The 19,444-nt window shown below is 61.5% G+C and carries 18 protein-coding genes and 1 tRNA gene; 7 read left to right on the top strand and 12 right to left on the bottom strand.

The features are described 5' to 3' along the window. Positions 1 to 208: 208 nt before the first annotated feature. The 7 genes from phoB to phoR form a co-directional block, all read right to left on the bottom strand. Complete coding sequence (phoB, locus tag RLEG4DRAFT_RS35330) at positions 209 to 892, bottom strand: phosphate regulon transcriptional regulator PhoB (RefSeq protein WP_003570612.1); 684 nt, start codon at positions 890 to 892, stop codon at positions 209 to 211. Positions 893 to 1,028: 136 nt separating this feature from the next. Beyond that, entirely contained in the window at positions 1,029 to 1,742 is a 714-nt protein-coding gene (gene phoU, locus RLEG4DRAFT_RS35325; RefSeq protein ID WP_003584042.1) for a phosphate signaling complex protein PhoU, read from the bottom strand. Positions 1,743 to 1,785: 43 nt separating this feature from the next. Continuing rightward, positions 1,786 to 2,601, bottom strand: a complete 816-nt coding sequence (gene pstB, locus RLEG4DRAFT_RS35320; RefSeq protein WP_003584041.1) for a phosphate ABC transporter ATP-binding protein PstB — start codon at positions 2,599 to 2,601, stop codon at positions 1,786 to 1,788. A gap of 14 nt (positions 2,602 to 2,615) precedes the next feature. Next, positions 2,616 to 3,938: a phosphate ABC transporter permease PstA gene (gene pstA / locus RLEG4DRAFT_RS35315; RefSeq protein WP_003584040.1), complete on the bottom strand. Its 1,323-nt coding sequence runs from the start codon at positions 3,936 to 3,938 to the stop codon at positions 2,616 to 2,618. After that, positions 3,935 to 5,416 (bottom strand): phosphate ABC transporter permease subunit PstC, encoded by a 1,482-nt coding sequence (gene pstC / locus RLEG4DRAFT_RS35310; RefSeq protein ID WP_003584039.1) that lies wholly within the window; start codon positions 5,414 to 5,416, stop codon positions 3,935 to 3,937. Before pstC ends, pstA begins: the two co-directional genes overlap by 4 nt. A 168-nt stretch (positions 5,417 to 5,584) precedes the next feature. Beyond that, a complete protein-coding gene (locus RLEG4DRAFT_RS35305) occupies positions 5,585 to 6,619 on the bottom strand; it encodes a substrate-binding domain-containing protein (RefSeq protein WP_003584038.1) in 1,035 nt (344 codons plus the stop codon). 554 nt (positions 6,620 to 7,173) lie between these two features. Further along, positions 7,174 to 8,397: a phosphate regulon sensor histidine kinase PhoR gene (gene phoR / locus RLEG4DRAFT_RS35300; RefSeq protein ID WP_003584037.1), complete on the bottom strand. Its 1,224-nt coding sequence runs from the start codon at positions 8,395 to 8,397 to the stop codon at positions 7,174 to 7,176. A gap of 242 nt (positions 8,398 to 8,639) precedes the next feature. On the opposite strand from phoR, the gene ppk2 reads away from it, so the two are divergent. Beyond that, the gene (ppk2, locus tag RLEG4DRAFT_RS35295) at positions 8,640 to 9,521 is read left to right on the top strand and encodes a polyphosphate kinase 2 (RefSeq protein ID WP_003584035.1); all 882 of its coding nucleotides are present in this window, start codon (positions 8,640 to 8,642) and stop codon (positions 9,519 to 9,521) included. Positions 9,522 to 9,603: 82 nt separating this feature from the next. On the opposite strand, the gene RLEG4DRAFT_RS35290 is transcribed toward ppk2, so the two are convergent. Then, positions 9,604 to 10,803, bottom strand: a complete 1,200-nt coding sequence (locus RLEG4DRAFT_RS35290; protein ID WP_003584033.1) for a hypothetical protein — start codon at positions 10,801 to 10,803, stop codon at positions 9,604 to 9,606. Between the two features lie 286 nt (positions 10,804 to 11,089). On the opposite strand from RLEG4DRAFT_RS35290, the gene RLEG4DRAFT_RS35285 reads away from it, so the two are divergent. Beyond that, positions 11,090 to 12,049, top strand: coding sequence for an NAD(P)H-dependent flavin oxidoreductase (locus tag RLEG4DRAFT_RS35285; protein WP_003584031.1), 960 nt, complete (start codon positions 11,090 to 11,092; stop codon positions 12,047 to 12,049). A gap of 6 nt (positions 12,050 to 12,055) precedes the next feature. Here the strand turns inward: RLEG4DRAFT_RS35285 and aac(6') are convergent, their stop codons facing one another. Then, a complete protein-coding gene (gene aac(6') / locus RLEG4DRAFT_RS35280; RefSeq protein WP_003584029.1) occupies positions 12,056 to 12,508 on the bottom strand; it encodes an aminoglycoside 6'-N-acetyltransferase in 453 nt (150 codons plus the stop codon). A 284-nt stretch (positions 12,509 to 12,792) separates the two neighbouring features. Between aac(6') and RLEG4DRAFT_RS35275 the strand changes: the two genes are divergently transcribed. From RLEG4DRAFT_RS35275 to RLEG4DRAFT_RS35255, 5 genes are all read left to right on the top strand, one after another. Further along, positions 12,793 to 12,868, top strand: a tRNA-Thr gene (locus tag RLEG4DRAFT_RS35275). A 198-nt stretch (positions 12,869 to 13,066) separates the two neighbouring features. After that, positions 13,067 to 13,540, top strand: a complete 474-nt coding sequence (locus RLEG4DRAFT_RS35270; RefSeq protein ID WP_003584027.1) for a hypothetical protein — start codon at positions 13,067 to 13,069, stop codon at positions 13,538 to 13,540. Positions 13,541 to 13,724: 184 nt separating this feature from the next. Continuing rightward, positions 13,725 to 14,090: a hypothetical protein gene (locus RLEG4DRAFT_RS35265; protein WP_037094531.1), complete on the top strand. Its 366-nt coding sequence runs from the start codon at positions 13,725 to 13,727 to the stop codon at positions 14,088 to 14,090. A 233-nt stretch (positions 14,091 to 14,323) separates the two neighbouring features. Next, complete coding sequence (locus RLEG4DRAFT_RS35260) at positions 14,324 to 15,814, top strand: MDR family MFS transporter (RefSeq protein WP_003584023.1); 1,491 nt, start codon at positions 14,324 to 14,326, stop codon at positions 15,812 to 15,814. 49 nt (positions 15,815 to 15,863) lie between these two features. After that, positions 15,864 to 16,364 (top strand): AAA family ATPase, encoded by a 501-nt coding sequence (locus tag RLEG4DRAFT_RS35255; protein WP_003584021.1) that lies wholly within the window; start codon positions 15,864 to 15,866, stop codon positions 16,362 to 16,364. Between the two features lie 20 nt (positions 16,365 to 16,384). On the opposite strand, the gene RLEG4DRAFT_RS39575 is transcribed toward RLEG4DRAFT_RS35255, so the two are convergent. The 3 genes from RLEG4DRAFT_RS39575 to RLEG4DRAFT_RS35245 all read right to left on the bottom strand — a co-directional run bounded on the left by RLEG4DRAFT_RS39575 (position 16,385) and on the right by RLEG4DRAFT_RS35245 (position 19,437). After that, positions 16,385 to 16,606: a hypothetical protein gene (locus RLEG4DRAFT_RS39575; protein ID WP_245278004.1), complete on the bottom strand. Its 222-nt coding sequence runs from the start codon at positions 16,604 to 16,606 to the stop codon at positions 16,385 to 16,387. A 175-nt stretch (positions 16,607 to 16,781) separates the two neighbouring features. After that, positions 16,782 to 18,788, bottom strand: a complete 2,007-nt coding sequence (locus RLEG4DRAFT_RS35250; RefSeq protein ID WP_037095017.1) for an ABC transporter ATP-binding protein/permease — start codon at positions 18,786 to 18,788, stop codon at positions 16,782 to 16,784. Positions 18,789 to 18,918: 130 nt separating this feature from the next. Beyond that, on the bottom strand, positions 18,919 to 19,437 hold the full coding sequence (locus tag RLEG4DRAFT_RS35245; RefSeq protein ID WP_003584017.1) for a winged helix-turn-helix transcriptional regulator: 519 nt from the start codon (positions 19,435 to 19,437) through the stop codon (positions 18,919 to 18,921). Positions 19,438 to 19,444 lie beyond the last annotated feature (7 nt).

Below are 19,444 nucleotides of genomic sequence, written 5' to 3'. Positions count from 1 at the left end.
ACTTGCTCCCCATCATCTGTTCAGGACAAACGCGAGGACGGCCGGACCAATCTCATCCCCGGTTCTAGCCAAGGGGCTTGCGGTCCCGGCCGTCCGCGCTCCGGCGGATGGCCATCCGCCGGAGCGCACACCAATCATCCAACAATTAGTGCGAATTGAACATGCAAGGGGCAGCCATCCGCGCTCGCGACGCTTCCGCAGAAACCCCTCAGGCTTCCATCGAATAACCGGCGCCACGGACGGTGCGGATGACGTCTTGCATGTTGGAGAAGTTCAGCGCCTTGCGCAGGCGGCCGACATGGACGTCGACGGTGCGTTCGTCGACATAGATGTCGTGGCCCCAGACGCCATCCAAGAGCTGCGAGCGGGAGAAGACCCGGCCCGGCGACGACATCAGGAATTCCAGCAGGCGGAATTCGGTGGGGCCGAGGCGGACTTCGCGGCTCTTGCGGTGGACGCGATGGGTTTCGCGGTCGAGTTCGATATCGCCGCATTTCAGCACGGTCGACAGTACCTCGGGGCGGGCGCGGCGCAGCATCGCCTTGACGCGGGCGACGAGTTCCGGGGTCGAGAACGGCTTGACGACATAATCGTCGGCCCCTGTGGAAAGCCCACGGACCCGTTCGCTCTCTTCGCCCCGCGCCGTCAGCATGATGATCGGCAGGCGCTCGGTTTCCGGCCGCATGCGCAGGCGCCGGCAAAGCTCGATGCCGGAGACGCCGGGCAGCATCCAATCGAGGATGAGAAGGTCGGGCGTGCGTTCCTGAAGCCTGATTTCGGCTTCGTCGCCACGAAGGATGGTATCGACCTCGAAGCCTTCCGCTTCGAGATTGTAGCGAAGAAGCACGCTGAGCGCCTCCTCGTCTTCAACAACTGCAACTCTCGGGATCATGCGTGTCGGTCTCCTCGCGCATGATCCTTAAACCAGGGGTGATTTAAGCAATGCATCCTGCGCAAAATCAGAAAATTGGCTGCGACCTCTTTGCGCGCCCCGGACGGGCGCGCACGCAATTGACGGGTCCGGGCGGTTATTCGGTCACCGCGCCGACGGTGTTGGCGCTATCGTCCTTCGGACGGTCGCCTTCCGGCTGTGCGCCGGTTGCCATGTAATAGATCGTCTCGGCGATGTTGGTGGCGTGGTCGCCGATGCGCTCGATGTTCTTGGCGCAGAACAGAAGATGCGTGCAGCTGGTGATGTTGCGCGGATCTTCCATCATGTAGGTCAAGAGCTCGCGGAACAGCGAGGTGTACATCGCGTCGATCTCGTTGTCGCGTTCACGGATCGCATTGGCCTTGTCGGCGGCGCGCGTCGTGTAGACGTCGAGCACTTCCTTGAGCTGGACAAGCGCCAGCTCGGACAGATGCTCGAGACCGCGGGCGAGCTTGCGGGGAACGCCGGTGCTCTGCACGGCGATGACGCGCTTGGCGGTGTTCTTGCCGAGGTCGCCGACGCGTTCGAGGTCGGCGGCAATACGGATCGAACCCATGATTTCACGCAGGTCCGAGGCCATCGGCTGACGGCGGGCGATGGTGACGATCGCCTTGTCGCCGATTTCGCGCTCCGCGTGATCGAGTATCACATCGTCTGATATGACCTTCTGCGCCAGCGCGGTATCGCCATTGACGAGCGCCCGGACGGCCTCGCTGACCATCTGCTCGGCCAGGCCGCCCATTTCGGAAATCCGCCTGGACAGGAATTTCAGATCATCATCATAGGCAGAAAAAATATGTGTCGATGCCATGGGCTTTGTCCTCGAATAACGGGAAGGCTTGGTGTCGCCAAAATCAGCCGAAGCGACCCATGATGTAGTCCTGGGTGCGCGGATCGTCGGGATTGGTGAACATCTTGTCGGTGTCGTTCTCCTCGACCAGATTGCCGAGGTGGAACATGGCGGTGCGCTGCGAGACGCGCGCCGCCTGCTGCATGGAGTGGGTGACGATGACGATCGTGTAGTTCTCGCGCAGTTCGTGGATCAGTTCCTCGACCTTGGCGGTGGCGATCGGGTCGAGCGCCGAGCAGGGCTCGTCCATCAGGATAACTTCGGGGCTGACGGCGACGGCGCGCGCAATGCAGAGGCGCTGCTGCTGACCGCCCGACAGGCCGGTGCCGGATTCATGCACGCGGTCCTTGACCTCGTTCCAGAGGCCGGCGCGCTGCAGGCTGGTCTCGACGATCTGGTCGAGATCGGCCTTCGACTTGGCCAGACCATGGATGCGCGGGCCGTAGGAGACGTTTTCATAGATCGTCTTCGGGAACGGGTTCGGCTTCTGGAAGACCATGCCGACGCGGGCACGAAGTTCGACGACGTCGATATCGGGATCATAGATATCGTCGGTATCAAGGGTGATCTTGCCGGTGACGCGGCAGCCGTCGATCGTGTCGTTCATGCGGTTGAGGCTCCGCAGGAAGGTCGACTTGCCGCAGCCGGACGGGCCGATCAATGCGGTGACGGTGTTTTCGCGGATGTTCAGGTTCACGTCGAAAAGCGCGCGCTTTTCGCCGTAGTAAACCGAGACGTCCTGGCCGATCATCTTATAAGGGACGGTGCTCATCTTCTGATCCAGCGCCTTTTCAACTGCAGCTTCGGTCAACATGTTCATGATCTTAACTCCGTTTACCAGCGGCGCTCGAAGCGACGACGCAAGAGGATGGCGCCCATGTTCATGACGATCAGGAACAGGAGCAGGACGATGATGGCACCCGAAGTACGCTCGACGAAGGCGCGTTCCGCCTCGTTCGCCCACATATAGACCTGCACGGGCAGAGCCGTCGAGGGATCGAGCGGCGTCGTCGGCGCATTGGCGACGAAGGCGACCATGCCGATCAGGAGTAGCGGCGCGGTTTCGCCGAGCGCGTGCGCCAGGCCGATGATCGTGCCGGTGAGGATGCCGGGCATGGCAAGCGGCAGAACATGGTGGAAGACCATCTGCATCTTCGAGGCGCCGAGGCCGAGGGCTGCGGCGCGGATCGACGGCGGCACGGCGCGCAGGGCGGCGCGGGTGGCGATGATGATCGTCGGCAGGGTCATCAGCGTCAGCACCAGGCCGCCGACCAGCGAAGCCGAACGCGGCAAGCCGATGAAGTTGATGAAGACGGAAAGGCCGAGCAGACCGTAGACGATCGAAGGCACCGCGGCGAGGTTGTTGATGTTGACCTCGATCAGGTCCGTCAGCTTGTTCTTCGGCGCAAACTCCTCGAGATAGATCGAGGCGGCCACGCCGATCGGCAGAGCGAGCACCAGCACGATCAGCATCAGGTAGAGCGAGCCGATGAGGGCAACGCCAAGGCCCGCAGCTTCCGGACGGCTGGAGTTGCCGTTGACGAAGAGGCCGGTGTTGAACTGCTTGCTGAGAGCGCCGCTCGCCTTCAGCTCGTTCATCCAGCCGACCTGCTTGTCGTTGACCTTGCGGTTCTTCTCATCGGCCGAAAGGTCGATCTGGCCCTTGTTGGCGCTATCGACGTTGGCGTCGGCGAGCACGGTGACGTTGACCGTCTTGCCGATGATCGACGGATCGGCGACGACCATGTCGCGCAGCTGGACCGGCGCACCCTTGGAGAGCATGGCGGATGCATCACGCACGTCGGGACGGCTTGAAGCATTGATGTTCAGCTGCTTGACGATCGCGTCGCGCAGCAGGACCGGATAGTTGGCGGCAATCAGCACCGAAGGGTCGGTCGCACGCTTATTGTTAGGGTCGATCGTCTTCTCGGTAAATTCGATCGGCAGGGTGATCGCCGTCTGCTGGAAGGCGGTGTAGCCTTTGCCGATCACCGTCCACAGCAGGATGAACAGGAAGACGAGACCGAAGGTGATGGCAGCGATGCCATAGGCCTGGAACCGGCGCTCGGCGGCGTAGCGACGCTTGATGCCGATATCGCGGCGCGCTGGCGCCTTGGAGACGGTGACGCCTGTTGTGGGAGAAACAATATCCGTCATTCGTACTGCTCCCGGTATTTGCGCACGATGTAGAGCGCATAGATGTTGAGGCAAAGCGTGATGCAGAACAGCGTGATGCCAAGGGCGAAGGCAACCAGCGTCTGCGGCGAGGTGAACTCGAGGTCGCCGGTCAGCTGGTTGACGATCTTGACGGTCACCGTCGTCATCGGCTCGAAGGGATTGATCTGGATGCGCGCGGCGACACCGGCGGCCAGCACGACGATCATGGTTTCGCCGATGGCGCGCGAGGCCGTCATCAACAATGCGCCGACGATGCCGGGAAGGGCTGCCGGCAAGACCACCTTCTTGATGGTTTCGGAGCGCGTGGCGCCAAGACCGAGCGAACCGTCACGCAGCGCCCGCGGCACGGCGGTGATGATGTCGTCCGACAGCGAGGAGACGTAGGGGATCAGCATGATGCCCATAACGATACCGGCGGTCAGAACGCTCTGCGCCTGAATGAAGTTGGTGTAGTTGCCGGAGAGCAGGCCGCTGATCTGCGCGGAGAAATCGCGCAGGAACGGGCCGACGGTGACGAGCGCGAAGAAGCCGTAGACGATCGTCGGAATGCCGGCGAGCACTTCGAGCAGCGGCTTGGCGACCCCGCGCACCTTCGGCGAGGCGTATTCGGCCATGTAGATGGCGGCGAAGAGCCCGACCGGCACGGCGACCAGCATGGCGACCAGACCGATATAGAGCGTGCCGAGCAACAGCGGGATGAGGCCGAACTGGCCGAACGACGAGCTGCCGGCGCCGGCAAAACGCGGATCCCAGACGGTGCCGAAGAAGAAGTCGGCGGCGGGAACGGCGGCAAAGAAGCGCGCGGCCTCCGACAGCATCGACAGTACGATGCCGATCGTCGTCAGGATGGCGATCGACGAGGCGAGCAGCAGGCCACAGAGCATGACGCGTTCGACGCGATTGCGGGCGCGGAAGCGGGGCGCGATGGCGCGCAGCGCGTAGAAGGCGCCGGCAACGGCGAGAATGAAGACGACCGCCGTCATGGCAAGGCGGCTCGTCATGCTCATGGTGTTAAGCTTCTTGGCGGCGTCGAGCATGTAAGGCTGGGGTTGGCCGGCAAGCGGCACGCCCTTTTCGCTGAGCTTGGCCTGGAGTGCCGCCGGATCGCCGGCGACCGCTGCGGTTTCATCTGATGTCAGCATCGTCAGGCCGCGGGCAACCGTTGCCACCATGGAATAGCCGAGATCCTGTTCGACGGCGGCTTGCGCCTTGACGTCGGCGGGGAAAGCGCTGCGAACCGAGGACTGGATGATGCCGGGGCTGACCGAGAGCCAGACGCAGAGGACGATGAGGGCGGGAAGAACTGCCCAGATCGCCGCATAGGCGCCGTAATAGGCCGGCCGTGAATGCAATGCCGAGGATCTGCCGCCGGCAAGGGCCGTGGCCCGGCTGCGCGCGACCAGATAGGCGGCGGCACCGATCACCACAAGGCACAAAAGTATGATGGATGTGCTCATTCGTTACGTCCCCAGGCCCGTAGCCCCCAAAGCCCAGCAGCTTCATCAGCCTGCCTTCGGCTTCCAATCATGCGGAATGAATTCAACCCTGCGGCAGCGGAAAGGCCGGCGCGCTAGGGGATAAGGCAATGCCGGCGCGGGTTTTGAAACACCGCGCCGGCAAAGTCATTACATGGACTTACCGGCTTCGACGTCCTTGCGGATCGCGTCGCGTTCGGCATCCGGAGCGGCAACCAGGCCGTACTCAGCGAGCGGGCCGTCAGGGCCGATCATCTGGTCGGATACGAAGAAGTTGACGTATTCCTTCAGGCCCGGAACGGCGCCGAGATGCGCCTTCTTGACGTAGAAGAACAGCGGGCGGGAAACGGGGTAGGTGCCGTTGGCGATGGTTTCGGTCGACGGAACGATGCCGTTGACGCTGGCAACCTTGAGCTTGTCGGCGTTGTTTTCATAGAAGGAAAGGCCGAATACGCCGACGCCGGTCTTGTTGGCGGCGATGCGTGCGAGGGTTTCCGGATAGTCGCCGTCGATGTCGACTGCAGCGCCGTCCTTGCGAACTGCGACGCAAGCCTTGCCCTGGGCAGCCTTGTCGGAGATTTCCTTGGCGATGACGTCGACAGCACCAGAAGCCTTGCAGCCGGCGGCGAGAACGTTCTGTTCGAAGACTTCGCGGGTGCCGTGCTTTTCGCCCGGGATATAGGCAGCGATATCAACAGCGGGAAGCTTCGGGTTGACTTCCGACCACTTCTTGTAAGGGTTGGCAACGAGCTTGCCGTCGACGACGACCTGGGCTGCGAGGGCCTTGTAGATGTCTGCAGGAACGTAGGCAACATCCGGGTTGGAAGCGTCGGTTGCGAAGACGATGCCGTCATAACCGATCTTGACTTCCTGGATGTCGGTCACGCCGGCAGCCTTGCAGGCTTCGGCTTCGTTCTTGTTGATCGGACGCGAAGCGTTTGCAACGTCGATGGTGTCTTCGCCGACGCCCTTGCAGAATTCCTTCAGACCAGCGCCCGTGCCGCCGGATTCAACGACCGGCGTCTTGAAGTTGGTGAAGGTTTCGCCGAAGGACTCGGCAACGATCTTTGCGTAAGGCAGGACGGTGGACGAACCAGCAACCTGAATTTGGTCGCGGGCGACGGCAGCGCCAGCGAAAGCAGCAGTTGCAGCGAGCGCGGCAACGGTGAGCTTGAAGGTGTTCATTAGAAATCTCCCGGCATTTGGGCTTGTGTGAGTGCGGCCTTTAGAGAGGCCCTCGCAGTGCCTTTTTTCATCGGCGGGACTCTCTTAACGCTTTAAGCCTCGTCCTTTTATGTCAAATCGGTGAAACATTTGTGACAGTTTATGTGTTTGATATTAAATGTAAAATTCTGATGACATCGGTCGAACGTGTCGAAAAGCAGCGGAGCTTGATCGTTAATCTACCTAGCATTGCAAAAACGGTCAGAAATGGTCGACCGGTTGTAGGGCGCCCTTCATCAAACTCGTTCCGTGGAATTTGCCCCTCATCCGCCTGCCGGCACCGACCGGGGTCGAGCCACGGGTCTCGACCCGTCCTTCGGACCCCCGCCTGCGGGGCGAAGGGGATATGCCGCAACCTCTCCGTCCCTCGCCAACCTCTCGCAGGGCACGTCCCCTCGCCCCGCGAGCGGGGAGAGGGTTAGGGTGAGGGGCATATCACACGGCACGCCATTAATCCCGCGCAACCAGAAAGACCCGCAATTCGGTCGTTTCCAGGCATTCGGTCCATCGGCCAGTCAGAAACGCACCGTAAAATCGGTACCCTTGCCGACTTCCGATTTGACGATCAGGCGGGCGCGGTGGCGGGTGAGGATGTGTTTGACGATGGCGAGGCCGAGGCCGGTGCCTTTTTTCGAGCGGCTGTCTTCGATGCTGACGCGATAGAAGCGCTCGGTCAGCCGCGGCACGTGCTCGGCCGGAATGCCCGGACCCTTGTCGACGATGCTGACCTCGACCGGATGGCCGGCGCCGTTCTTCAGCCAGACGTCGACGGTCTTGCCCTCCTGGCCGTATTTGCAGGCATTTTCCATCAGGTTCTCGAAGACCTGGACAAGCTCGTCGCGGTCTCCGAGCACCTCGACCTTGCCTTCCGGCAGGTGCAAGTTGATGTCGACGCCGACATCGCTAGCCAGCGGCACCAGCGCATCTCTTACATGGCCGAGCAGCGGCACCAGGTCGATCTTCTCATCCGGGGCGATATGCGATTTCAGTTCCAGCCGCGAGAGCGACAGCAGGTCGTCGACCAGCCGGCTCATGCGCGTCGTCTGATCGAACATGATGGCGAGGAACCGCGCCTGCGCCTTCAGATCGTTCTTCGCCGGCCCCTGGATGGTCTCGATGAAGCCGCGCAGCGACGCCAGCGGCGTGCGCAGCTCGTGGCTGGCATTGGCGACGAAATCCGAGCGCATGCGGTCGATGCGGCGGACCTCTGAAATATCGCGGAAGGAGAGGATGAAATAACGCTCGCGCGCGCCCTCTCCGGCCGAAAATTCGACCGGCGCGCTGCGGACGATATAGACGCGCTCGGAAGGCAGCCGCTCGGCATGCTCGATCTGGTTCGGGGCGTTGGTGGCGATGGTTTCGCGCACCATGTCGAGCACACCCGGCGAGCGCAGGCGGGCCGATATATGGGCGCCGAGCGCCACCTCGCCGAAGGCCTTCTCGGCAGCCCGGTTCTGGAAGAGCACCGAGGCGTCGTCCGACAGCACCATGACCGGGATATCGAGGCCCGAGAGCGTGGCGGACACTTCAGGCAGGCGGCTCGGCGGCGCCTCCGGCGCAATCTCCACCGGCTCGGCGGGTTCATCCTTGATGACCGGCGCCTCATTGAAAAGCGCGGTGACGATCATGATCAGCAGGAGACCAAGCACAACCCACTTGTTCATGCCGGCGGCAAGCGCGGCAAGGGCGCTGAGGATCGCCGCCAGCAGCACCGGCCGTTCGCGCCGGATGCGCGCCAACAGGCTTTTTCTCCATGGAGTTTCGTCTAGCAAGTGCCCTCGCGGCGTCGATTCGTTTTTCTTTATTTGAACTCTGCCTGATAGCGGCAATTCATGACAGAAGTTTTCGGGCTGTGCCCTCCGATGCGAAAGGCCGCAGCCGAAACCCGCGAAAAATGATCGGCCGAATGCGAAAGATTTGATTTTCAACGGTAAATATGTTCGCCTGCTCCGAGAGAAATGATCAGAGGCAGGAGGATCACATGGCCGAGGACGTCGAAAGCAGGGCGGTCGAGCTGGATATCCGCGGAAAGAAGCGCATCTTCGATGTCGACGATCCCGTTCTGCCGGACTGGGTGGAGGAACACGCGCTTGAATCCGGCGATTTCCCCCACAAGAAGAAGCTGAAAGAAGAGGACTATGTGGAGCAACTGGAAAAGCTTCAGGTAGAACTCGTCAAGGTGCAGTTCTGGCTGCAGGCGACCGGCAAGCGGGTGATGGCGCTGTTCGAAGGGCGGGATGCGGCCGGCAAGGGCGGCGCGATCTCGGCCTCCTCGGAGAATATGAACCCCCGCCTCGCGCGCGTCGTGGCGCTGACCAAGCCGACCGAGCGCGAACAGGGACAATGGTATTTCCAGCGTTATGTCGCGCAGTTCCCGACCGCAGGCGAATTCGTGCTGTTCGACCGCTCCTGGTACAACCGCGCCGGCGTCGAACCGGTCATGGGCTTCTGCACGCCGCAGCAATATGAGGATTTTCTCAAACAGGCGCCGCAGCTCGAAAAGATCATCGCCCATGAGGGCATCTTCTTCTTCAAATTCTACCTCGATATCGGCCGCGAAATGCAGCTGAAGCGCTTCCACGACCGCAGGCACGATCCGCTGAAAGTCTGGAAACTGTCATCGATGGACATCGCCGCGCTGACGAAATGGGGCGATTACAGCGACAAACGCGACCGGATGCTGAAGGAAACCCATACGGATTTCGCGCCCTGGACGGTGCTCCGCGCCAACGACAAGCGGCGGACGCGCCTCGAACTCATCCGTCACATGCTGAACCGGATGGATTATGACGGCAAGGACAAGAAGGTGCTCGGCACGGTCGACGAGGAGATTATCGGTTCGGGACCGGGATTCTTGAAATAGGCTTTCTGAAAAGACCAGCGGCGGCCGGGGCTGGCACCACCGGCTGCGCCGGGGTTGGGCCACCGGCTGCGCCGGGGCGGAGTTATTGCCCCGGCAGGATGCGGATGGCAAAGAGGTTGATGCCGCGCGCCTTGCCGTCGAGATCGCTGTTGATCGTCAGCGTGCCCGGCGCATTCGGCGCCAGCGAGCGGTCGAACTTCACCTGCAGCAGCGCATCCGACTTTTCCCGGGTGACGTTGAAACGATGGCGGGCGCAATTGCCGAGTGACTGGAAATTGCACTCGACGGTGACTTGCGTCGGCTCGTCGGTGGTGGATTGCAGCGTCAGCGCGATCGTCGAGGATTTGCCGGCAAGCTGCTGCAGCACTGCGGCGGGAACGCTGATTGCGATATTGCCGTCGGCTGCGCCGCTCTCAGAAATCAGGCGGATGGCCGGGCCGTCATTCTCGGTGATCTTTTCGGTGCGGGCCTGCGGACCGCTTTTGATCTTGTCGGCGTCGTCGGGCTTGAAGACGGGGATCCAATCGGCCGAAAAACTGTTCTGCGGATCGATGGTCACCGGCTGATCTTGGGGAGCTGCGTTTCCGGCGCTGTCGTCATTGCCGGTGAAATCCTCCGGCTGGGTGCTGGCCGGCGGATTGGCAACGCTGGTGTCGCGCTCGGCCGCCGTCAAAAGCAGGCCCGATGTATGCGCCCACCAGGCGCCGATGCCGATGAAGGCGAGCAGCACGCACCAGACGAGCAGCCGCGAAAAGAATTTGCGCGGCTTGCGGCGGCCTGCCGCCCGCTCCGGGCGGAAATCCATGTTGGTGGCGCGTTGGCCGCGCGTCAGGCGTTCCTCGCCGACAGGGGCGGCCGCGAGGTGATCCGCATGGCCGGCATGCACGCCATCGAGGTTCGAATCGTCGCCGCGGTGCATGGCGACCTCGGGGGCGCCGCGGGTCTCGCCTGCAGGCACGGGGCTGTCGATGAGGTTGTCGATATCGGCCACATCACCCCGGTGAACCGGCGGCGCCGGCATTTCGACGACGGGCGGCACCGGCACCTCCGGCGGCCTCTGGCGCGGGTGAAGGCGGTCGCGCTCCTCGCCTTCGATGGCGTGGATGGTGCTTTCCAGGCGATGGCGGTGATGGGCAACGACCTCGGTGTCGGTGATATCCTGCTTACGGAGGCCGGCTTCAAGCGCCTGGCGGGCCGACTGATAGATCCTCGCTCGAACCTCCGGATTGTCGCGATCGGAATTGTCGAGCGCTGTTCTGATGGCCGTTTCTAATCCGCTCACTTCAAGTCCTTCACCTTGAATTCGGCATCGGACTGCAATCCCCGCCGTTCTCTCTCAAAATTCGGTATCTGCAAGTGCGGCAAATCGCAAGTCTCGCAGCCCCGGCTCGGCTGATCGGCAGGGATAATCGGCCGCTTTCGGCGCTCACCGACCTTATACTATCAGCCTTCACGGGCTTCTGTATTCTGGCTGAAATCGGCGAAGGCATGGCAGCCGCTCTTTTATCGCGTTTTCTTCTCTGTTAAGAGATTGACGTTTTCGTAAACGTCAATGGATGTGATGAACCATGGCCCTGCCCCCGATCCTCAAAGACAGATTGAGACTGCCGGTTATCGGCTCGCCGCTGTTCATCATCTCGCATCCGAAGCTGACACTGGCGCAATGCAAGGCAGGCGTCATCGGGGCGTTTCCGGCGCTGAACGCCCGGCCGGAAAGCCAGCTCGACGAATGGCTGGCCGAGATCACCGAAGAACTCGCCCGCCACGACGCCACCCATCCGGAAAGGCCGGCCGCTCCCTTTGCCGTCAACCAGATCGTCCATATGTCCAACAAGCGGCTTGAGCACGACCTCTCGCTTTGCGTCAAATACAAGGTGCCGGTTGTGATCTCCTCGCTCGGCGCCGTGCCCGAGGTCAATGCCGCCGTGCATTCCTATGGCGGCATCGTGCTGCACGACATTATCAACAACCGCCACGCCCATTCGGCCATCCGCAAGGGTGCGGACGGGCTGATTGCGGTGGCATCAGGCGCCGGCGGGCATGCAGGCACGCTTTCACCCTTTGCGCTGATCCAGGAAATCCGCGAATGGTTCGACGGGCCGCTGCTGCTTGCCGGCGCCATCTCCACCGGCGGCGCCATCCTCGCCGCGCAAGCGATGGGCGCCGACATGGCCTATATCGGCTCGCCCTTCATCGCGACCGAAGAGGCGCGCGCCACCGAGGCCTACAAGCAGGCGATCGTCGAAGGGGTGGCTGCCGATATCGTCTATTCCAACTATTTCACCGGCGTGCACGGCAACTATCTGAAGCCCTCGATCGTCGCTGCCGGCATGGACCCCGACAACCTGCCAGCAGCCGATGTCTCGAAGATGGATTTCGAGCAGGCGGTCGGCGGCGCCAAGGCCTGGAAGGACATCTGGGGCAGCGGCCAGGGCATCAGCGCCATCAAGGCCGTCGAGCCGGTGGAAAAACTCGTCGACCGGCTGGAGGCCGAATACAAGGCCGCCCGCGCCCGGCTTAGCCTTTAAACCGACCTACAGCGGCTTTCGGAAGAACACGACGCGCTGTGTCTCCTCAAACCCTAAAGCGGTATGCAGCGCATGGCTGGCTGAATTCTCAAGCAGCGTGTCAGAGCCAAACTCAATACACCCAAGCAGCTTGCCCCAATCGGCAACGGCATTGCAAAGCAATCGTGCGACACCCTTTCGCCGGTCGACGGGCCGGACGTAAATCCCTTCGAGGAATAGAACGGGCGAGCTGCTGCATCCATTCACATAATCATGTCGCAAGGTGGCCTCAGCAAACCCGACGGCTTCATTCGCGGCATCGCGCGCGATGAACGCGACGGCTTCCCCATTCTGTGAAAGAACCGCCTGGCTCAACTCAGCGCGATGATCGTCAAGCGAGTGATGCGGCCATAGCGCCATGCGAAGCTGCGCCCATGGCTCAATATCTTTTACAGTCCCGATCTCAATAATCGCTTCCATATTGCGGTTCCCTGCTTGTCGGAAAAAATCCCAATTTAAGCGACAGTTTTGCGAGGCGAGTGCGCAGACGGCTTCACGAAGATATTTCCAGCAAGATAAATCGCCCCAAACGCCCATGCCACAAGGGGATTCGGCACCAGTATCTCCTTGGATTCCACATTTCGAGGGCTAGCTCCCGCCCTGCCCTCTTTTTTGCCAAAGGCATGACAGGGCGCTTGAAATCTTCAGACAATGGCTGTATCAGCGCCATGCAAATCGCGGGCGGCATGGTTCGGCCGCAAGATGCCGCTTTAGCTCAGGTGGTAGAGCACATCATTCGTAATGATGGGGTCGCAGGTTCGAGTCCTGCAAGCGGCACCAGTTTTCTTCAATCGTGTGCTGAAAATCATTTTAAGCCTCGCTTAAAATTCTGCATCCACCTTATAGTCTCCCTTTCGCCACGCGGCAGGCAAACTCCAACAGTGAGAGCTACTTACTCAAGGGGCTGGGCTGCCGTTCATCTATATATGCGCGACCGTTATCGATCGAACGAGAGGCGGTTAGCGATTAGGAGGATCTATGAGGACATCGCTTTTAGGCATCGCGCTTTTCACATTTAGCTTGTCCGCTGCGCAGGCAGCGGAGTTCCCTCTCGCCTCATGTGCTGGATGGAACGGAACGCTCGTCAGTAAGACCGGCACCGATTCAAGCACTGCAGTTATGGAAGGCAAGCTCACTCGGGCCGACTTCCAGGAATATTGCAAGCGAGACCCGGGATGGGAGACCACAGCCCATGGCGGCAAACTTACCGTCAAGCAGTGCGTGGCGATGTACACAAAAGAGAATGGGAAAGACACTTTCCGTTCGACCGCCAATTGCAGCGAAGGCACCCTATCCTTCGAACCTTCTGCCGGAAAACCGCTGCATGTCACTTTCCCATTACCGGAGAATTCAGACGTATCGTGCGCTTCGGGGATGCCGCCGCTGATCGAGCAGTTCAGGCTTCTCTGCCCACAGGCCGCGCGGGAGTTTCATTTGATGGATGACGAATGAGAGGATGGCTGTGTAACATCGCCAACAAACTCGCGATGCGGGCATTGGCCGGCAGGGGGCAGGAATGATTCAGGGGGCCCGGCCAGCGCCCGCTGTCAAACGACCGTGAAAACGCAGCCCCCGACAGGAACATGCCGCCGCCGAACAGGTTTCTCCCCTTGAGGCAACAAGGATGGAGAAAATCATGTCCTGTAAACTCATCGCAATATCCCTCCTTTCGATCGGCCTTGCCGGCTCGGCGCTGGCGCAGACGGCCGGCGGTGCGAATTCCAGCGGGCGGCTTTCGGTGGCGCCTGTTATCGGCGGGTCGGGCAGTTCCGGGGCGGGTTCGGCTGGTACCGGCTCCGCCGGCACGGGCTCGGCGGGCACCGGTTCTGTCGGCACCGATCCCGGCACCACCGGCAGCACGAGCGGCAATGGCGGCGTCGAACTCAACAGCGACCGCAGTACGATCAATCCCGGTGGGGTCAATCCTGATCTCCAGCCGACGCCGGGTTGCACCGCCGGTTCGGCCGATACCGGCTCGGGCAGCGAGGCCTGCCCGCAGTGAGGATAGGGCGGATGGCCGCCTGACCTGCTGACAGAATGAAGGCCCTGGGCCGAGAGGCGCCGGGGCCTTCGCTTCGGTGGCAGCGAGGACGAAAATGACGGCTGCCGCGAGAACGGCTTTACGACTCGCCGTCGCGGACGTAAAACTACCCGTCACTCCGCATATGGCGCATCGTCCCACACCCCGCCAGCCTGCCGTATTCCGGCCATGCGGAGCACCCGAAGAGGATCGTCATGTCGAATGCAGCGCAACGCTCGAACCGCGTGATTGTCGTCGCGACCATTATGTTCGCGACCTTCATGGTGGCGATCGAGGCGACGATCGTGGCAACGGCGATGCCGCGCATCGTCGGACAGCTCGGCGGTTTTTCCTATTACAGCTGGGTGTTTTCGGCCTTCCTGCTGGCGCAGTCGACAACGACGGTCATTTACGGCAAGCTTTCCGACATTTTCGGGCGCAAGCCGGTGCTGATCGGCGGCATCCTGATCTTTCTTGTCGGCTCTTTGCTCTGCGGTTTTGCCTGGTCGATGATGTCGCTGGTGCTGTTCCGGCTGCTGCAGGGGTTGGGTGCCGGCGCGATCCAACCGGTGACGATGACGATCATCGGCGATCTCTTCAAGCTCGAGGAGCGCGGCCGCGTGCAGGGCGCGATGGCGACCGTCTGGGCGACATCGGCCGTCGTCGGGCCGCTTGCCGGCGGCATCATCGTCGACAATATTTCCTGGGCCTGGATCTTCTGGATCAACCTGCCGATCGGCATCATCTCGATCATCGCCTTCATGATCTTCCTGAAGGAGGACGTGGCCCACAAGCAGGCAAAGATCGACTATCTCGGTGCGGCGCTGTTTTCGATCTCGATCGTGGCGCTGCTGGTGATGCTGACCGAAACCGATGCCAGCGCCTGGATTCTGATATCGCTCTTTGCCGTCTTCGTGGTCGCCGGGCTTCTCTTCCTCGCCCAGGAGAAGCGGGCGCCGGAGCCGATCATTTCGATCCCGCTCTGGAGTCGAAGGCTGATAGCCACCAGCAATGCGGCAACCCTGCTGGCCGGCATGGCGCTGATCGGGCTTTCGACAATCCTGCCGATCTATGTGCAGGGCGTGCTCGGCCGGTCGCCGATCGTCGCCGGCTTCACCCTCACCATGCTGGTCGTCGGCTGGCCGCTGGCGGTGATGCTTTCCAGCCGCTTCTACAAGGCGTTCGGCATCCGCCGCACGCTGCGTGTCGGCAGCCTGCTGTTTCCGTTCGGCGCCTGTTTCCTGCTGTTCCTGACGCCCGAAAGCTCGCCGGCGCTTGCCGGGGCCGGGTCCTTCTTCATGGGGTTCGGCATGGGGCTGATCAGCCTCACCAGCATCGTGCTGGTGCAGGACAGTGTCGAATGGTCGATGCGCGGCAGCGCCACCGCCTCGATCATCTTTGCCCGCAGCCTCGGCAATACGCTCGGCGCCACCGTGCTCGGCGCCATCCTCAATGCCGGCATCAACCATTATGCGGACGGCGAGGCGGCGGCCGGCCTGCACGAGGCGCTGAACCAGCCGACCGGGCTTTCAGCACTCGCCGCCGACCCGGCGATCCGCCCCGTCTTCAATGCGGCCCTGCATTGGAGTTTTTGGGGCGTGGTCGTCGTCGCCCTGCTGACCTTCTTCACCACCTGGCTGATCCCGGTCGGGCCTGGCCGGAGCCAAGAGGGCGCGGCCGTCGCCAGCGAGGCGACGTCGCATTAGGCGGTTGGCTGGACGATGAGGGGGATCGACGAGTGGGCGTCAAAACTATTTGATCGAAGGCGTTTCCGGCACCGGCAAAACAACGGTGGCTGAGGAATTGCAGCGGCGCGGTTACCACGTCATCCACGGCGACAGGGAGTTGGCTTATGTCGGCGATCCCGATACCGGGGAACCGTTGTCTGCCGACGACAGCGTGGCCGACAGTCTCGAATGGAAGCAAGCGCATCACATCTGGGATGTCGAGAAAGTCAGATCCGTAATCGCCGATCAAGGTAAGGCGATCTCCTTCTTCTGCGGCGGTTCCAGAAACTTTTCCGGCTTTATCGACTTGCTCGACGGGGTTTTCGTTCTCGATGTCGATGTCGACACGTTGAACCGGCGGCTTGCCGGCAGACCGGAAGACGAGTTTGGCGGAAGACCTGCCGAACGGGAGCTGATTGTGCGGCTGCATGCAACGAAAGAAGACATTCCGAACTGTGGTGCGGTCATCGACGCCACTCGTCCGCTCGCCGTCGTTGTCGATGAGATTCTCTCGAAATGCAGAGGTTGAAGCTCAAGGTCGAAAGAAGGTTAAATCAGCGCCGCCAGCGCTTCCAAAAGAAACGACGGTGAACTGAGGAAGCCTCCGGCTACAAGGCCGACAAAACCAAGCGCCAACGCTCCGGCTAAGCCGTGAGTTTGCCAACCGTAGCTGGCGCCTACGGCTGCAGCTATAATGACGATCGAAACGGTCCACACGATTTTGACCAATGAGATCAAGCGGCGAATAAGTGTTGGTTTTTCTTGCGTCACGGCGCAAAGCAACCTTCTGAAACATCTCGATGTTCTGAATATAATATTGAATTTCTTCACACCAAGAGCGCTTGCCTTGTCCGCTGTCGCGAGGAAAATGCCCCTGGCAGGTTAGTGCAAAGATGGCGATCCCGGAACCTTCGTTGGGCGATTGATGTCCGTCACCAAGCAGTCGTCAGCTTCCATTCCGGGGCTGCGCGTCCTTGTTCGAGGCCGTGCTCGCCTTTGGCGGGGCGCGGCGGTTTTCCAAAACGCGGGACAGCAAGTTCGGTTTTCTCTTGCGCTTGATGAGATCGACATCACTGACGAGCTTGGCGCCGCCCCGACGCCGCTCCAGGGTGATCTTGCGGCTATGGAAGACTTCAAGCTCGGCGCGATGGGCGACGCTGATGATCGTCACCTCAGGCAATTCCTCGATCACCATCTGCATCATCCGGTCCTGGCTCTTTTCATCGAGTGCCGAGGTTGCTTCGTCCAGCACGATGATATCGGGCGTGTGCAGCAGCAGGCGGGCAAAGGCGAGCCGCTGCTTTTCGCCGCCCGACAAGGTCTGGTCCCACGGCGCCTCTTCTTCGATCTTGGCGTTCAGATAATCCAGGCCGACCTTGTCCATGGCCGCCTTGATCTGATCCAAGGTCCAGCTATCGGCGGCGCCCGGATAGGCGACGGCACGGCGAAGCGTGCCGGAAGGGATATAGGGCCGCTGCGGCAGCATGAACAATCGCCGGTCGACGTGGAAATTGACGCTGCCGTCACCCCACGGCCAAAGACCGGCGATCGCCCGCACCAAGGTGCTCTTGCCCGAACCGGATTCGCCGGCCACCAGCACCCGCTCGCCGGGTTCGATCGCCACCTGGGTTTCCTTGACCACGGCGGTGCCGTCATCCAGCGACACGGAGAGATCGTTCAGGCTGAGCATCGCCTCGCCTTCGGTTTCGCCGCGCTTGATGCGGCCGAGCGCGTCGCTCTGTTCGGCGCGTTCGAGGCCGTCGAGCGACATCATCAGCGAGGCAATGCGCCGTGCGCAGGCGTTCCAATCGGCAAGACGGGGATAGTTGTCGACCAGCCATCCGAACGCGCCCTGAACGATGGCGAAAGCAGAGGCTGCCTGCATCACCTGTCCCAGGCTCATACTGCCTTCGAGAAACTTCGGCGCACACAGCAAGACCGGCACAACAGGCGCAATCAGCATCGATCCATGCGACACAAGCGTTGTGCGCATGTGCTGGCGGGCAAGGAGCGCCCATTGCCCGAGCACCTTGGTGAAGGTCTTGTCGAGGTCGTTGCGCTCCTCCTCTTCACCGCCGAGCAATGCGATGCTTTCGCCGTTTTCCCTGACATGCGTCAGCGTATAGCGAAATTCGGCTTCCGTTTGATTTTTGGCCTCGGAGACCTGGATGAAATGGCGGCCGATGACTGCCATCGAGCTGGAGGTGATGGCGGCGTAGAGCACCGCCGTGACGACGAGAAAGCCGGGAATGGTGACAGTCATACCCGCGATCGGCAGCGTCAACGCCCCGCCGATCGTCCAGAGCACGACGATAAAGGTCGAGGCCGACAGAAATGCCGATATGACACCGGCGATGAAATCGACAGGGGCTTCGGTGGCAATGCGCAAATCCTCCGAAATGCGCGCTTCGGGGTTCTTGTGGTCACCGCCGATGAGGTTCAGCTGATAATAGCGGCCGTTTGCCAGCCAACGCCCGATGACTGCGGTCGTCAGCCAGGAACGCCAGCGGCGCTGGATCATCATGCGCAGGGCGACCTGTGTGGTGACAACGGCGACGGTTCCGAGCACCAGCGGCAAAAAGACGGCGCTGAGGAAATAGACGGTGCCGGCATCGTGTCGCTCGATGGCGTCGAAAATTGCTCGGTTCCAGAGGTTGATTCCGTACTGGAAGGCGACATTGATGCCGATCAGCGCCAATAGGCCGAGCGTGCACGGCCAGGCGAGCTTGTCGCCACCGCGGCCCCAATAATGGCGCGCGCTGATCCAGAACCGCTTGAGCAGATATTTCTTGCGCGCCTGCTCGGCCTCCTCGGGCGTGAGTTCCGGGCTGGGTTCGTCAACCTCCGGCGGCGGCACGGGCTCGACAGGCGTAGCCTTCTCCTCGAACGACGTTTGGGAACCTTGCGGTTCGAAGCCGTCGACCGATCTCGGATTGAGTTTAGCGCCCGTCATGAGCACCATAACGGTTTGGTGATCAGAAGGTTTCATGAGGCCTTGTCGGGGAGCCGACGTGTGGCATCAGGATCGAGACGGCAGCGCGATACCATCGTTGGCGCCGTGCCCGTAAATTCCGGCTCCCCGGTTACCGGTTGGCTTTAAACGCCTCATACCGTCTTTCGCGTTCGGCCCGGTATGCAGGATTTTGTTCGGCGATGAGGTCCTCGCGGCGCAATGGTTCGCTGCAGGACTCGCAGACTGGGCCAAGGCCTGCCGGCTTGCCGCAGAGCCGGTGGGTATAGCTGATGGCGCGGCCTTCTTGCGGCGATTTGCACCATGTCTCGCCCCAAGCGCGCAGCGCGAGCAGGACGGGATAGAAGGCATCGCCCTTCTCCGTCAGGCGATATTCATGCCGCAACGGCCGCTGGCTATAGGCATGCCGCTCGACCAGCCCATCCGCCTCTAGCTTCTTCAAGCGCGCCGCGATCATTTGCGGCGTGGCGCCTGTCTGCGCCTGGATCTCTTCGAAGCGATGACTGTGCATCGTCAATTCTCGCAGGATCAGCACCGTCCAGCGGTCGCCGACGACAGTCTCGGCGCGGGCGACGGGGCAAAGGGTTTCGGGTTCGGCTTCGATCTGGGTCATAGTAACTTTCTTTTTCATAGGGTCT

The organism is Rhizobium leguminosarum bv. trifolii WSM2297 (genome assembly GCF_000271845.1).
Note: the sequence above shows the minus strand (reverse complement) of the source record. Positions and strands in the feature narration are given on the sequence as shown.